Annotated in this window: 11 protein-coding genes; 3 read left to right on the top strand and 8 right to left on the bottom strand. The window is 55.2% G+C overall.

Annotated elements, in window-relative coordinates:
• Positions 1 to 275 precede the first annotated feature (275 nt).
• Positions 276 to 1,808, top strand: coding sequence for a sodium/proton antiporter NhaB (nhaB, locus tag LCM31_RS11625; RefSeq protein WP_222249410.1), 1,533 nt, complete (start codon positions 276 to 278; stop codon positions 1,806 to 1,808).
• A 97-nt stretch (positions 1,809 to 1,905) separates the two neighbouring features.
• Here nhaB and dnaQ read toward each other — a convergent pair whose 3' ends face one another.
• From dnaQ to LCM31_RS11610, 3 genes are all read right to left on the bottom strand, one after another.
• Positions 1,906 to 2,628, bottom strand: a complete 723-nt coding sequence (dnaQ, locus tag LCM31_RS11620; RefSeq protein WP_224870268.1) for a DNA polymerase III subunit epsilon — start codon at positions 2,626 to 2,628, stop codon at positions 1,906 to 1,908.
• Between the two features lie 3 nt (positions 2,629 to 2,631).
• A complete protein-coding gene (gene rnhA, locus LCM31_RS11615; protein WP_222227883.1) occupies positions 2,632 to 3,072 on the bottom strand; it encodes a ribonuclease HI in 441 nt (146 codons plus the stop codon).
• Between the two features lie 78 nt (positions 3,073 to 3,150).
• Positions 3,151 to 3,990, bottom strand: coding sequence for a class I SAM-dependent methyltransferase (locus tag LCM31_RS11610; RefSeq protein ID WP_224870266.1), 840 nt, complete (start codon positions 3,988 to 3,990; stop codon positions 3,151 to 3,153).
• 159 nt (positions 3,991 to 4,149) lie between these two features.
• Between LCM31_RS11610 and gloB the strand changes: the two genes are divergently transcribed.
• Both gloB and LCM31_RS11600 read left to right on the top strand, forming a co-directional pair.
• Positions 4,150 to 4,908: a hydroxyacylglutathione hydrolase gene (gene gloB, locus LCM31_RS11605; RefSeq protein WP_224870264.1), complete on the top strand. Its 759-nt coding sequence runs from the start codon at positions 4,150 to 4,152 to the stop codon at positions 4,906 to 4,908.
• A gap of 198 nt (positions 4,909 to 5,106) precedes the next feature.
• Entirely contained in the window at positions 5,107 to 6,690 is a 1,584-nt protein-coding gene (locus LCM31_RS11600) for a LysM peptidoglycan-binding domain-containing protein (protein ID WP_224870262.1), read from the top strand.
• Between the two features lie 117 nt (positions 6,691 to 6,807).
• Here the strand turns inward: LCM31_RS11600 and LCM31_RS11595 are convergent, their stop codons facing one another.
• The 5 genes from LCM31_RS11595 to clpP all read right to left on the bottom strand — a co-directional run bounded on the left by LCM31_RS11595 (position 6,808) and on the right by clpP (position 14,681).
• Positions 6,808 to 8,703, bottom strand: a complete 1,896-nt coding sequence (locus tag LCM31_RS11595; RefSeq protein ID WP_224870259.1) for a SurA N-terminal domain-containing protein — start codon at positions 8,701 to 8,703, stop codon at positions 6,808 to 6,810.
• A 190-nt stretch (positions 8,704 to 8,893) separates the two neighbouring features.
• Positions 8,894 to 9,166: an HU family DNA-binding protein gene (locus tag LCM31_RS11590; protein ID WP_010132873.1), complete on the bottom strand. Its 273-nt coding sequence runs from the start codon at positions 9,164 to 9,166 to the stop codon at positions 8,894 to 8,896.
• Between the two features lie 562 nt (positions 9,167 to 9,728).
• A complete protein-coding gene (gene lon, locus LCM31_RS11585; RefSeq protein WP_224870257.1) occupies positions 9,729 to 12,134 on the bottom strand; it encodes an endopeptidase La in 2,406 nt (801 codons plus the stop codon).
• Between the two features lie 392 nt (positions 12,135 to 12,526).
• On the bottom strand, positions 12,527 to 13,810 hold the full coding sequence (clpX, locus tag LCM31_RS11580; RefSeq protein WP_077402622.1) for an ATP-dependent Clp protease ATP-binding subunit ClpX: 1,284 nt from the start codon (positions 13,808 to 13,810) through the stop codon (positions 12,527 to 12,529).
• Between the two features lie 226 nt (positions 13,811 to 14,036).
• Positions 14,037 to 14,681 carry an ATP-dependent Clp endopeptidase proteolytic subunit ClpP gene (gene clpP / locus LCM31_RS11575; RefSeq protein WP_222227878.1) on the bottom strand — a complete coding sequence of 215 codons (645 nt, stop codon included), beginning with the start codon at positions 14,679 to 14,681 and terminating at the stop codon, positions 14,037 to 14,039.
• Positions 14,682 to 14,842: the final 161 nt, after the last annotated feature.

Raw genomic sequence — 14,842 nt, 5'->3', positions numbered from 1 at the left:
CACCACTGCAATTTTCATTATTTTCACCACCAGTCCCTCCCGGGGCATCGCCCTGCTTCTCAGAGAGCTGGCTCGCTTGTACAAAACCGTAAAAGTTTCCAGATTAAATCAATTCATTTCCATCGATCAATCGACAAAATTGCGGACGCATAGTCTAAAGCGGGTCACCACAGGCAAAACCAATTGATTTTTGGGGGCGAAATCGGTACTTTCCCCCGCCGAAATCCCGGCGACCACGGGAACGGGCACACAGCGGACCAGGGAAGTAGCAAAAAATGAACTCTCTAAACGATACTCTGCCCGCGGCGGGTGGCGGCATGGCCCGTGCATTTACCGCCAACTTCCTCGGGGAAGCGCCGGACTGGTACAAGCTGACCATCGCCCTGTTCCTGATCCTGAACCCAATCCTTTTGTACGCCACCTCCCCGTTTGTGGCCGGCTGGGTCCTGATTGGCGAATTTATCTTCACCCTCGCTATGGCGCTCAAGTGCTATCCGCTGCAGCCCGGCGGCCTGCTCGCCATCGAGGCGGTGCTGCTCGGCCTCACCAGCAGCGATGCGGTCTACCACGAAGTAAAAGAAAACCTGCAGGTTATCCTGCTGCTGATGTTTATGGTTGCCGGCATCTACTTTATGAAGAGCCTGCTGCTTTACGTATTTACCAAGCTCCTCGTCGGCATTCGCTCCAAGACCACTTTGTCACTGCTGTTTTGCGGCGTTTCCGCGATACTCTCCGCATTCCTGGATGCCCTGACAGTCACCGCCGTACTGATCGCTGTTGCGGTGGGCTTCTACGCGGTTTACCACAAGACAGCTTCCAATCGTCCGGCACACTCGGACCACGACCATTCCCACGACGACCACGTGGTTGAATATCACCGCTCCGATCTGGACCAGTTCCGCGCCTTTCTGCGCAGCCTCATTATGCACGGCGCCGTTGGCACCGCGCTCGGTGGGGTATGCACCCTGGTGGGTGAACCGCAAAACCTGCTGATCGCGGAAAAGGCCGGCTGGGACTTCGTACAGTTTTTCCAACAGATGGCCCCGGTCACCATTCCCGCGTTCGCCGCTGGCCTGACGACCTGCTTCCTGCTGGAGAAAGCCAAGGTCTTCGGTTACGGCGCCAAGCTGCCTGACGCAGTGCGCGAAGTACTTTCCAATTTCGCTACCGAACAGGAACAGAAGCGCACCCAGCGCGACGTGGTCGAGCTCTGGGTACAGGGCATCGTCGCGGTGATCCTGGTACTTTCACTGGCCTTTCACGTGGCCGAGGTGGGTATTATTGGCCTGATGATCATTGTGCTGCTGACCGCGTTTAACGGCGTTATTCAGGAGCCACGCATCGGCCACGCGTTTGAAGAAGCCCTTCCCTTCACTGCGCTGCTGGTAGTGTTCTTTGCGATTGTTGCGGTGATCCATCAACAGCACCTGTTCGAGCCCATTACCCACTTCGTACTGAGCCTGGAGCCGGAGCAGCAACCAGGCACTCTATTCCTGGCCAACGGCGTGCTCTCCATGATCAGTGACAATGTGTTCGTGGCGACCGTGTACATCAACGAGGTGAAAGACGCGCTGCTCGCCGGCGATATTACCCGCGAGCATTTCGACAAGCTGGCGATTGCGATTAATACCGGCACTAACCTGCCGAGCGTTGCCACACCCAATGGCCAGGCAGCCTTCCTGTTCCTGCTGACCTCAGCACTCGCGCCACTGATTCGCCTTTCCTACGGTCGCATGGTGGTGATGGCCCTGCCCTACACCCTCGTGCTGACCGTAGTCGCACTGACCTGCGTGGTATTTGCAATCTGATTGTTCGCCGAACCACATATGAAACAAAAAAGGGGCCTTTGGCCCCTTTTTTGTTTCATTCTGATACGTGCATATGATTTACACGCAACGCGCTCAACTACCAGAAATGCTTCCCGCCGGATTTTTCCAGCAGCGCCAGAAACGCAGCGTGCGCATCTAGCTCCTGTTCATTTGCACGCACCACATTGAGGGATGCCCGCTCAGCACTGAGACGACGGATAGCACCTGGCTCCACAGCACTTGCCTCTTGCTTCTGATCTGCTTCACCGGACGTATCACTACTAGCCAATAGATCCGTTTGGCCGCCGGTCATAATTAGATAGACGTCGGCAAGGATTTCCGCGTCCAGCAAAGCGCCATGGAGGTCGCGTTGCGAGTTATCGACGAAGTACCGCTTACACAAGGCATCCAGATTATTCTTCTGGCCCGGATGCTTTTCGCGCGCCAGGGCCAGGGTATCCAACACCCCGCAATGGGTGGCAACGTTTTGCCAACGGGGGCTCCCCAGACGCTTTAACTCTGAATCGATAAAGCCAACGTCAAACGGTGCGTTGTGGATGACCAATTCCGCACCATCACAGAAGGTCATGAACTCGTCGACCACCTGCGAAAAGATGGGCTTATCAACGAGGAATTCGTTGGTGATACCGTGCACCTCAATCGCACCGTCGTCGACTTCGCGCTCGGGATTGATGTACTGATGGTAGTGACGGCCGGTCAACTTGCGATTGATCAGCTCTACACAACCAATCTCAATAATGCGATGCCCGGACTTGGGATCAAGACCGGTGGTTTCGGTATCCAGAACAATTTGCCGCATGCTTTAACAGGCCCCCAATTCGTCAATTCCGCGGTTCGCCAGTGCATCCGCCCGCTCATTACCCGGGTCACCTGCGTGCCCCTTCACCCAGTGCCAGTGCACGTCGTGTTCGCCAATCGCGCTATCCAGTTCCTGCCACAAGTCAGCATTTTTGACTGGCTTTTTGTTTGCGGTTTTCCAGCCATTCTTTTTCCAGTTGTGAATCCAACCGGTAATGCCCTGACGCACATATTGTGAATCGGTATGCAGGTCGACGCGGCAGTGCTGATTCAGCGCCTGTAAAGCCTGAATTGCGGCCATCAGTTCCATGCGATTATTGGTGGTCATCGACTCACCGCCGCACAACTCTTTTTCGGCCTCACCGCTCATCAGCAATACGCCCCAGCCGCCCGGACCAGGATTACCCCGGCAAGCGCCATCGGTATAAATGGTGACTTGTTTCAATGCGTTCTCGTTATGAAAATATTGGAGCTGCAATCCGTTCTGGTGCAACTCTACTCTGGTACAGCCTATCCAGGCGCATCACTTATTGTGGCGACTATTGTGGCGTCCCTGCTTGTGATGGCGCCCCCGGGCAGCCACCCGTGGACTGCTCGGCACCGCGCTCAGGGCAGGTTTCTTTTCCCCTCGCCAGTTGAGCTTGATGGTGCGCATCCGCGCCACTTCTTTGCGCGCGACTATGATGTAAAAGCCGCCCCACGGCAAGTGCCAGCGCGTACCCACCCGCTCCATCCAGGAAGTCTTGGAAAGCAGGTCCCCGTGATTGAGCGGCATACGGAAAAATCCGCGCTCTACCTGTCCGGACTGCAGGTCCAGCAGGTTCATCCAATCCTCGATCCGCGCCGCGCGCAACTGGTTACCCAGCTGGTAGGGACTGGAACCGCCAAACAACCGCGCGAGTCCCAACAGGGAAAACGGGTTGAAGCCGATAAGCACCATATGACCGCCCGGAATCAGTACCCGCGCGGCTTCTCTCAGCACCTGATGGGGCTGAGGGGAGAAGTCCAGCAGATGATGCAGCACCGCGACATCAATGGACTCTGAGGGCAACGGCAACTGCTCAAATTCCACCAACGCCGCCCCCTGGCCCTCCGGGCAGGGACTCAGTTTAAAGCGGTGATTGATACGGCTACACGCGGCGAAATCCACCTGCCGCGCCACACTCGCCTGCATCAGGTGGTAGCCGAACATTCCCTCCACCACCGGCTGGACCAGCGCTAGCTGCTGGGTAAGAATCTCCCGACCAAGACCGCTGTCGAACCAATCACTTAACGCCGGGCAGGAATCTGCCAGCGGAGAAATAGGCGCTTTCCCGCGATAGAACAGGGAATGTTTTTCCGGATTTTCCGGCATCCTAGTCATCTACAGCTCCTATATTCTGGTGGCCAACATACGGGTCAACACGCGGTAGCAATGAATATTCGGTCAGCGCCAGAATACCCTATCTCACCAAGCGCACAAATGACCGCGCGGGCTGTGCTAATGTTGCGCCAATAATTCTTAGGTTAGCGGGGACAGCTAATGATCACAATCCGCCCCATTCCAGCATTCAACGACAACTATATCTGGCATTTACAACAAAATGACGAACACTGGGTGGTCGACCCCGGTGATGCGGCCCCTGTCATGGCGGCACTCGCTGGCCAGCAATTACACGGCATACTGCTGACCCACCACCATTTCGACCACACCGGAGGCGTCGCAGCGCTCACCGCTGCCTTCAACTGCCCGGTGTATGGTCCGGCAACCATTGAAGGTGTTACCCACCCGCTGTGTGACGGCGACCACTTTACCCTGCTGGGCGCCCCCTGTGAGGTGCTCGCGGTACCAGGCCACACCCTGGACCATATCGCACTGCTTATGACGGACGGCGAAGCGAAACACCTGTTCTGTGGTGACACCCTGTTTGCCGGCGGCTGCGGCCGACTGTTCGAGGGCACGCCAAACCAGATGTACCAGTCCCTCTCGCGCCTGGCAGCGCTGCCGGGAGATACCCGTGTCTACTGCGCGCACGAGTACACACTGGCGAACCTCGAATTTGCCCTTGCCGTCGACGCCAATAATCCACAGCTGCGTGACCGCCAACGGGATGCGAAAGCAATACGCGCACGCGGAGAGCCGACCCTCCCTTCGAGTATTGCGCTGGAGCGCGCCACGAACCCGTTCCTGCGTACCGACGAGCCAGATATACGTGTACAGGCTCAGGCAAAAGGCCTGCCGGAGAATGCGAACCCTGTCGAAATTTTCGCCAATTTACGTCACCAAAAGGACGTTTTTTGACCAAATCGCATTGACCAGGACTCACCCTCCTCTTTAGAATCAGACAATTACACAACAAAGCTCATGCGCATTATTCAACGACGCCTCTTCTAGGGCCTGCCGGCATCAAAAATAACGACGCCTTGGCAGTAATCCGCCGAAGATTCCCGGCCAGTTCGGTGCAGAGCAAAGCGATAATTACAGACCTCGGATACCAGAATGGTTTATAAAAAGTTTGCTGTTGCGCTGTTGGCAACGGCGGTAGGGGCCTGCACCCAGATTGACTCTGCACCTCGCACGGCAACGACCGCACAGATCGAGCCGACTGACGGTGTGGATTCCATACCCAGTATGGACAGCACCATCAGCGAGAACATACTCAACGCCGCTGAACCCGCACTGGCCAGCAACGACATTTGGCACCGGCTGCGCCAGGGTTTTACCCTGGATCGCGAAACAAACCGTCCAAACGTCCAGGATTATGTAAAATATTTTTCCTCTAATCAGGGCTATATGGCCCGGGTAACCGAGCGCTCCCGCCGCTACATTTTCCACGTAGCTGAGCAGCTGGAGCAGGAAAATGTCCCACTGGAATTTGCCCTGCTCCCTATCGTGGAAAGCGCCTACGATCCTTTCGCCTATTCCCACGCACAGGCCTCCGGGATGTGGCAGTTCATTCCCGCAACCGGGCGCTCCTTTGGGTTGCACCAGAACTGGTGGTATGACGGCCGCCGCGATGTGGTGGAATCCACCCGTGCCGCCTCCGAATACTTCAACTACCTGGCGGCCAAGTTCGATAATGACTGGCTGTTGGTACTTGCGGCCTACAACGCCGGTGAAGGTACGGTACGCCGCGCGCGCGAGCGCAATGCGCGCGCCGGCAAGGGGACCAGCTTCTGGGATCTGAAACTGCCCCGAGAAACCCGCCGCTATGTACCACAGCTGCTGGCGCTGGCCGAAGTCGTTTCCCGCCCGAACCACTACAAGGTGCCACTGCACGATGTCGGTAACGAGCCTTACTACGCGGCGGTGAACGTAGGCAGCCAGATTGACCTCGCCCAGGCGGCAGATCTCGCTGGTGTGGAGATCGAAGAGTTGTACCTGCTGAACCCAGGCTATAACCGCTGGGCGACGGATCCCGAAGGCAATCATCGACTGCTCGTTCCCCATGAAAAGAGCACACAGTTCGTTGCAGCGCTGGACAAGCTGCCGGCGGATCAGCGCGTCAGCTGGCAGCACTACCGGGTAGCCAACGGTGATTCGCTATCGGTCATTGCTCGCCGCTACGAAACCACCATCGCCGCGATCCAGCAGGCCAACAAACTGCGCGGCAGCAGAATCCGTGCGGGCCAGACCCTGCTGATCCCGAGCGCTTCCGGGCCCAACGCCCAGTACGCCTATTCCATTGACCAGCGCGTGAAGCGTCGCCAGTCTTCCGGCAAAGGGCGCAAGACCAGCTACACGGTGCGCCCGGGTGACACTCTTTGGGGCATCGCCCGCAGCCTGAATGTGCAAGTACGCTCGTTGGCCAGCTGGAACAATATGGCGCCAGGTGACACTTTACGCCCCGGACGCAAACTGGTCGCGTACAACGCAAACGGAAGCAATAACAGCTCGAGCACCAGCCGCACTACCCGTAAAGTGTCTTACCGAGTGCGCAGTGGCGACTCGCTTTACCGGATCGCGCAGAAGTTTCGTATCGATATCAGCGATATCGTGCGCTGGAACAAAATCAGCCAGAACAGCTACCTGCAACCGGGCCAGCGCCTGACGCTATTTGTTGATAGCGCCAATAACGGCTAATTCGGCCAAACTGCCCAACGGCAATCTCTGCGTTGCCGTTTTGCTTTTTTGCTTATTTCAGACATAAAAAAACCGGCGAAAATCGCCGGTTTTTTTATTTGCGGAAACAATCAGCCGTTACTGCTGGGTTCCGCTAAACACTTCCACGTCTGCCTTGCTCAGCAGGTATTGCTGTACCGCTGCCAGCTCTGCGCCTCCCAGCATAGAAGACAGCTGCTGCATCAGTGCATCACGCTGCTCTTTGCTCTGACGGTCAAGGTCGCCAGAACGCACATCGCGCAGCTGCACAACAACGACATCACCATTCGGCAAGGTAAACTGTTCCAGAGTGCGAGCACCCGGACGCGGCTCAGCCATAGTGAACACCTTGCTCACCACTTCGCCACGGGCACCAAAGCCACCACGACGCGTCTTATCACTGGTTTCAAGGGTCAGGCTTTCAGACTCGGCAACCGCTGCGAGGCCGCCACTCTCTCCAGCCTGCGAGGCAATATCTTTGGCCTTGCTCGCCAGCTGCTCGCTCGCCTTGTCGCGCTTCAGGCGCTGTACAACTTCCGCCTTCACTTCTTCCAGTGGCTTCACGCCTTCAGCCTTGTGCTCAACAACACGCAATACCACCGCGTGATTTTCATTGAGGTTCAACACGTCTGAGGTATTGCCGTCTTCGAGAACTTCAGGAGAAAACGCTGCGGTAATTACCTGACGCTCGCCGACAACACCCGGGCCACCCTGGCGGGAGAACAAAGGAGAAGTCTGCACGCTTACGCCCAGCTCTTCGGCGGGCGCCGCCAGTGTCTCAGCGTTGTACGCCAGGTCACCCAGGCGACTTACCGCATCGACAAACTCCCGCTCCGCTTCCGCGTTACGGATGCGCGCCTCAATGGCAGCCTTGCGCTCTTCAAACGCCGGCGGCGCCGCATCGGCAACTTCAATCAGCTTGATGAAATGGGTGCCTGCATCGGTTGTTACCGCGCCGGACACTTCACCAACCTGCAATTTAGCCAGAGCTTCCTCGAACGCTTGCGGGAACACGTCACCGGAAGTGAAACCGACATCACCACCGTCTTCACTAGACAGGATGTCATCGGAGTACTCTTTCGCCAGTACTGCGAATTCGGCACCGCTATCCAGTTTTGACTGAACTTCCGCTACCTTTGCCTGCGCAGCCTCGTCATCACCTTCAACCAGAATATGTGCTGCATGGCGACGAATGCTCGCCTGGAAGTTCTTCACTTCCTGATCGTATTGCGCACGCACGTCCTGCTCAGAAATATCGATGTTCGCTGCGAACAACGCAGGAGTGAGCTCGATATACTCCACAGAAACCTGCTCAGGACGCTGGAATGCAGACTGATTTTCGTCGTAGTAAGCCTGTACCTCACCATCCGCAACCTCAATACCCTCGAGCAGAGGTGTCGCAGACAAGGTCACGTAATCAAAGTCACGCTCTTCCATGGACACGGCAACGATATTTTCAGCATCGGCACGGGTGCTAAACGCGGTTTGCGACACACTGTCGATAAACTGCTGCATCACCATTTCCTGCTCCAGTAACTGGCGGAAAACAGTAGGGCTGTAACCCATACGACGCAGGCCATCGCGATACATTTGCTGATCAAACTGGCCATTAACCTGGAAACCGGGCATCTGCACGATTTCTTTATCTACTGCGGCGACACTCATGGCCATACCACGATCAAGCGCGGCCTGGCGCATGACCGCACTATTGACGAGCTGCTGCAGCACCGGGCCACGCAGTTGCTCATCGGTCAGCAAGTCAGTGGGCACATTGTCGCCATACTGGTTTTCGATCATTGCGCGGCGATTCTGGATCGCACGCTGCAGATCAAGTTGAGAAATCTTTTCGCCGTTTACCTCTGCCACTTTATTGGCAGAGCCACCGCTGGCGCCGGTGAAAAAATCGATTCCACCAATCACCATGATAAATCCGAAAAACGCCGCAACAATAATGGCAGCGGTTCCCTTCAGGTTGTCACGCATGGACTGAAGCATATCCAGCTCCGAAATTAACTCTTGTCTGTACACCACCGGATCAATAGTTATTCTTATTTCAGCACAAACTAGGTTCTGCGTGCTGATCAGGGAAACATCCCGTTGATCCTGATTCCGATTTCAATCTTTCAGAAACAAAAAAGGCGCATCCAAGTGATACGCCTCTTTGAAGCATTTTTTACAAAGCTTCTTAGTTCACCGCGTCTTTCAAAGCTTTACCAGCTTTGAAGTTCGGGATCTTAGCGGCAGCGATTTCGATCGGGTCGCCGGTGCGCGGGTTGCGACCAGTGCGCGCAGCGCGCTCTTTGACAGCGAAGGTACCAAAGCCAACCAGAGCAACCTGATCGCCTTTTTTCAGAGCGTCGGTAATGCTGTCAACCATGGCGTCCAGAGCACGGCCAGCAGCTGCCTTAGGAATGTCAGCAGACGCGGCAATGGCTTCAATCAGTTCGGACTTATTCACGCTATATCCCTCTATTCTTTTCTAGGTCTAAATGGTCTATGTAATTAGATTCTGAATCTGGAAGTAGTTCCCAGAGTTCAATTCCAGATGTGTTCGTCAGGTCTGTTGCATCCCTGAATAACAAGGTGCAATCAAGTATTTTTTCGCAGCGGATTTACCAATCGACTGCTGTTCCCCCGTAGCACAACAAGCCACGTTTTATACCAACTGCCTGTTAGTGGGTCAAGGAACCATGCGGCTTTGCGGGCAGTTTGACACTTTTAAGCCACACTTGTTCAGTCAACGGCCGGCAAGCCTATTTTTTGACCGCCCGCAACGCCCGGCGGCGTACTCTAAGCGACTTGATACCAACGTTTCAATGGTTTTTTGTGCAAACTTAGCGGCAAGTAACTGTCATCTGTTTAACAGAGAAGCGACAGTCGAGCGGGAAATACACAGCACCGAAAAAATCGTTCAAAACTTCAACAAACTGAACACCAAAACGACCTACCGCTTTCCATTAAGCGGTAGGTCGCAGGGTAAAAATCAGGTCAAGTTATGATCGATAGAGCATGCCAGGCGATCAGTGAGTCTGAACAGAACGCTGGGAGCGCTCATCCGCCTTTTTCTGTAACGCGGAATACTCTTCATCACTCAGCGCGTTGGGCACCGATTCCAGCGCGTATTCAAACACCTGATCAATCCACTTCACCGGCTTGATCACCAGGTCCTGTTGAATATTGTCAGGGATATCCTTGAGGTCACGCTCGTTGTCCGCCGGGATCAGTACCGTTTTGATACCACCACGGTGCGCAGCCAGTAACTTTTCCTTCAGGCCGCCAATACGCAACACTTCACCGCGCAAGGTAATTTCACCGGTCATTGCCACATCGGCACGCACGGGAATATCGGTCAGTACCGACGCCAATGCGGTGCACATCGCGATACCCGCTGAAGGCCCATCTTTGGGCGTGGCACCCTCAGGAACGTGGATATGAATGTCGCGCGTTTCGTGGAAGTCGGGAGCGATACCCAGTGACTGAGCGCGCGCGCGCACCACAGTGAGCGCAGCCTGAATCGACTCCTGCATCACATCACCGAGAGAACCGGTCTTGATCACACGCCCTTTGCCGGGGACGGCTGAGGACTCGATCGTGAGCAACTCGCCACCGACTTCAGTCCAGGCAAGTCCTGTCACCTGACCGATCTTGTTTTCCTCTTCCGCGCGACCGTAATCGAATTTGCGCACGCCCAACAGGTCTTCCAGCTGATCCTGCTTGATCACCACCTTGTTGGTGGTGGATTTGCGCACATGCTCGGTGACGACCTTGCGGCAAATTTTTGCCATTTCACGATCCAGCCCGCGTACACCCGCCTCGCGCGTGTAATAGCGAACAACATCGCGAACCACCTCATCGGTGATTTCCAATTCCTCGGGCTTCAAGCCAGCATTTTTACGTTGCTTGGGAATCAGATAGCGCTGGGCAATATTCAACTTTTCATCTTCGGTATATCCAGGAATTCGAATCACTTCCATACGGTCCAACAAGGGGCCGGGAATATTCATCGAGTTCGAAGTACACACGAACATCACATCGGAGAGGTCGTAGTCCACTTCCAGATAGTGATCGTTGAAAGACTTGTTCTGCTCCGGGTCCAACACCTCGAGCAAAGCAGATGCCGGATCACCGCGGTGATCCATACCCATCTTGTCGATTTCATCCAGCAGGAATAGCGGGTTTTTCACCCCGACCTTGGAAATTTTCTGAATCAACTTACCAGGCAGCGAGCCAATGTAGGTTCTACGGTGACCACGAATCTCGGCCTCATCGCGCACACCACCGAGCGCCATACGCACATACTTGCGATTGGTCGCGCGTGCGATCGACTCCCCGAGTGAGGTTTTACCCACCCCGGGCGGCCCAACTAAACACAGAATTGGACCCTTCACCTTTTTCACGCGTTTCTGCACGGCGAGGTATTCCAGAATACGCTCTTTCACCTCTTCGAGGCCGTAGTGATCCTTGTTCAGAATCTCTTCCGCCTTGATCAGGTCATGGCGCACGCGGCTGGCCTTCTTCCAGGGCACACTCAACATCCAGTCGATGTAACTGCGCAGCACGGAAGCTTCCGCAGACATGGGCGACATCATTTTCAGCTTGCCCAGTTCCGCGCGGGTTTTCTTTTCCGCCTCGGTAGACATGCCGGAATCGGCAATTTTCTTCTCAAGTTCTTCAATTTCGTTGGGCTCTTCGGTGATCTCGCCCAACTCTTTTTGAATCGCCTTCATCTGCTCATTCAGGTAGTACTCGCGCTGGCTTTTTTCCATCTGCTTCTTCACGCGACCGCGAATGCGCTTTTCCACCTGGATCAGGTCGATCTCTGAATCCATCAACCCCAGCAGGTGCTCGAGGCGCTGCTTAACGCTGATGGTTTCCAATAATTCCTGTTTTTGCGCGAGATCCAGCGACATATGTGCAGCGATGGTGTCAGCCAGACGGCCCGGCTCATCGATACCGGACAGGGAGGTCATTACCTCATTGGGCACTTTTTTACTGACACTAACGTATTGCTCGAACTGTGACATGGCAGAGCGCACCAGCGCCTCCGCTTCCGCCTCGGAGAGCTCTTCCGATTCAATCGGGGATACAGTGGCGCGGTAATGCCCCTCGCCTTCCTGAATCTCCTCAACTTTCACTCGGTGGCCACCCTCCACCAGGACCTTGACGGTGCCGTCGGGCAGCTTGAGTAATTGCAGTACGCTCGCCACGGTGCCCACACGATACACATCGTCCGCACCGGGGTCGTCTTCCGACGCCTGCCGCTGTGCCACGAGCAGCACTTGCTTGTCGCTGCGCATCGCGTCTTCCAGCGCATCGATGGATTTCTCTCGACCGACAAACAGCGGGATCACCATATGCGGGTAGACCACTACATCTCGCAGTGGCAGCAGGGGGTATTCGTTCAAGGTCTCGGATGGCTGGTCCATATAACTCCTCTCGGCCTTCAGGCGGCCTGCGCCGCCAGATTGGCAGCGTCAACGTATCTGCTGCGTCGCCTCCAGTGCGGACGCCCGATACGACTTGTGCCAGTTCAACAGCTAAGGTGGGGGCGTCGCCCAGAATAACAAGTCCACGCCGTCGCACGCAGCAAAATTAGTTTAATTTCGGCGACTTGACGATGGTTGCACAAAACCCAAGTTCTCTATGACGCCGCAGACATAGAACAAAAACTATCCAGACAGCGAAAATCTAGCCTCGGAAAGTGCCTGGAAACTCGACTGGCGACCGCGTGAATCAGGCGCCACCTCACGGGCACAAAAAAAGCCCCAAACTGGGGCTTTCTTTGTGCCGAAAGGCGGTGTGATCAGCGCGGAAGGATTTACTCTTCCGGCGCGGCTTTCTGGGCTTCCACCTGCTCATATACCAGCAGGGGGGCCGACTCACCTTTGATCACTGCCTCGTCAATTACGACTTTCGCAACGTTATCCATGGATGGAATGTCGTACATGGTTTCGAGCAATACCGACTCCATGATCGAGCGCAAACCACGTGCACCGGTCTTTCGCTCCATGGCCTTGGTTGCGACAGCGTCCAGGGCATCCGGACGGAAGTCCAGCTCAACCCCTTCCATGTCGAACAACTTGCCATATTGCTTGGTCAACGCGTTGCGCGGCTCGGTCAGAATTTGTACAAGCGCAGCGCGATTCAGTTCCTCGAGTGTCGCGGTCACCGGCAGGCGGCCAACAAACTCCGGGATCAACCCGTAACGCACCAAGTCTTCCGGCTCCAGATCCAGCAACACTTCACCAAAGTTGCTGTTGCTATCTTTGGATTTGACCTCGGCAGAGAAACCGATGCCACCTTTTTCTGAGCGGTCGCGGATGACTTTATCCAGACCAGCAAAAGCACCGCCACAGATAAACAGGATATTGGAGGTGTCTACCTGCAGGAATTCCTGCTGTGGATGCTTACGGCCACCCTGAGGCGGTACCGAGGCAACCGTGCCCTCAATCAATTTCAGCAGTGCCTGCTGTACACCCTCACCGGAAACATCCCGGGTGATCGAGGGGTTGTCGGATTTGCGGGAAATTTTGTCAATTTCATCGATGTAAACGATACCCTGCTGGGCCTTCTCTACATCGTAATCACACTTTTGCAGCAGCTTCTGAATGATGTTCTCAACATCTTCACCCACGTAACCGGCTTCGGTGAGGGTGGTGGCGTCCGCGATGGTAAACGGCACATTCAACAGGCGGGCAAGGGTTTCCGCCAACAGGGTCTTACCACTACCAGTAGGGCCTACCAGTAGGATGTTGGACTTGCCCAGTTCAACGTCATCTTTGCCTTTCACGCCCTTGCTGGTGCGCAAACGCTTGTAATGGTTGTATACCGCGACCGCCAGTACCTTTTTGGCACGCGCCTGACCAATTACGTACTGGTCAAGAATCTCGGTAATTTCCTGAGGTGTAGGCAGGCGAGAATCGTCACCTTCGACAGATTCCTGCACTTCCTCGCGAATGATATCGGTGCAGAGCTCAACGCACTCGTCACAGATGTATACAGAAGGGCCTGCAATCAGCTTGCGTACTTCTTGCTGGCTCTTGCCACAGAAGGAACAGTAAAGGAGTTTGCCGTTATCTTCTCCGCTGTTCTTATCAGTCATCTAAGTACTCCGTGCTCTGACAGCCAGCCAAAATGCGGTGGCAAAAGGGGTTCGTAATCAAGATGCGGTCTTTTGGCAGGTTTTTCAAGCTTTTTTGTTCTCTACCGGAGTAGAGGCTCAGCGACATACCGCAACAACTGCGCGCAGTGCACAGCGGTCGCGGAACATCACTCCCCTACCCGGGGTAATTTTGGGGAATAAGTGCGTGCCAGATAACGTTCAGGTGTTACTTGGCTAAGCCCTGGCGATGCGCCAATACCTGGTCCACCAGGCCGTACTCCTTAGCTTCATCCGCGCTGAGGAAGCGATCCCGGTCTGTGTCGCGCTCAATTTCCGCTACAGTACGGCCGGTGTGATGGGCCATAAGCTCGTTGAGGCGTGCACGAATCTTGAGGATTTCCTGGGCGTGAATATGAATATCCGAGGCCTGCCCCTGTGCCCCGCCGCTCGGCTGGTGAATCATTACCCGCGAGTTCGGTGTGGCGTAACGCTTCCCTTCTGCACCGGCGGTCAACAGGAAAGCACCCATGCTGCACGCCTGCCCAATACACATGGTGCTCACGTCGGGCTTGATAAATTGCATGGTGTCGTAAATCGACATGCCTGCAGTCACCGACCCACCTGGCGAATTAATATACAAATGGATATCTTTGTCCGGGTTTTCGGCTTCCAGGAACAGCAGCTGGGCCACAACCAGGTTTGCCATATGGTCTTCTACCGGCCCGACCAGAAAGATCACGCGCTCTTTCAGTAGACGGGAATAAATATCAAACGAACGCTCCCCTCTGGCGGTCTGCTCTACCACCATCGGCACCAGGCCGCCGGTGGCAAGAATGTCTTGGGAACTACTAGGACGATCAATATATGCCATGGATACGATGCTTCCTTTTTCGGCGTATTAGGCGGGTCAGAACGCATGTGCTCAAAAAAAACACACTTCTGAAAAATTTGTTCAACCTGAGCTTAACTGCTCGGCGGCGATAATGCCAGATTGACTCACAGCATCTCGCACAAACAAAAACGGCCACCCGA

Source organism: Microbulbifer agarilyticus, from assembly GCF_020171345.1.
GTDB lineage: Bacteria > Pseudomonadota > Gammaproteobacteria > Pseudomonadales > Cellvibrionaceae > Microbulbifer > Microbulbifer agarilyticus_D.
The sequence above is the reverse complement of the archived record's forward strand: the minus strand, read 5'-3'. Positions and strand labels throughout refer to the sequence as shown.

Excerpts from the sequence above, each read along its gene's own strand:
- nhaB (WP_222249410.1), top strand. The coding sequence starts at position 276 with ATGAACTCTCTAAACGATACTCTGCCCGCGGCGGGTGGCGGCATGGCC.
- dnaQ (WP_224870268.1), bottom strand. The coding sequence starts at position 2,628 with ATGCGGCAAATTGTTCTGGATACCGAAACCACCGGTCTTGATCCCAAG.
- LCM31_RS11610 (WP_224870266.1), bottom strand. The coding sequence starts at position 3,990 with ATGACTAGGATGCCGGAAAATCCGGAAAAACATTCCCTGTTCTATCGC.
- gloB (WP_224870264.1), top strand. The coding sequence starts at position 4,150 with ATGATCACAATCCGCCCCATTCCAGCATTCAACGACAACTATATCTGG.
- LCM31_RS11600 (WP_224870262.1), top strand. The coding sequence starts at position 5,107 with ATGGTTTATAAAAAGTTTGCTGTTGCGCTGTTGGCAACGGCGGTAGGG.
- LCM31_RS11595 (WP_224870259.1), bottom strand. The coding sequence starts at position 8,703 with ATGCTTCAGTCCATGCGTGACAACCTGAAGGGAACCGCTGCCATTATT.
- lon (WP_224870257.1), bottom strand. The coding sequence starts at position 12,134 with ATGGACCAGCCATCCGAGACCTTGAACGAATACCCCCTGCTGCCACTG.
- clpX (WP_077402622.1), bottom strand. The coding sequence starts at position 13,810 with ATGACTGATAAGAACAGCGGAGAAGATAACGGCAAACTCCTTTACTGT.
- clpP (WP_222227878.1), bottom strand. The coding sequence starts at position 14,681 with ATGGCATATATTGATCGTCCTAGTAGTTCCCAAGACATTCTTGCCACC.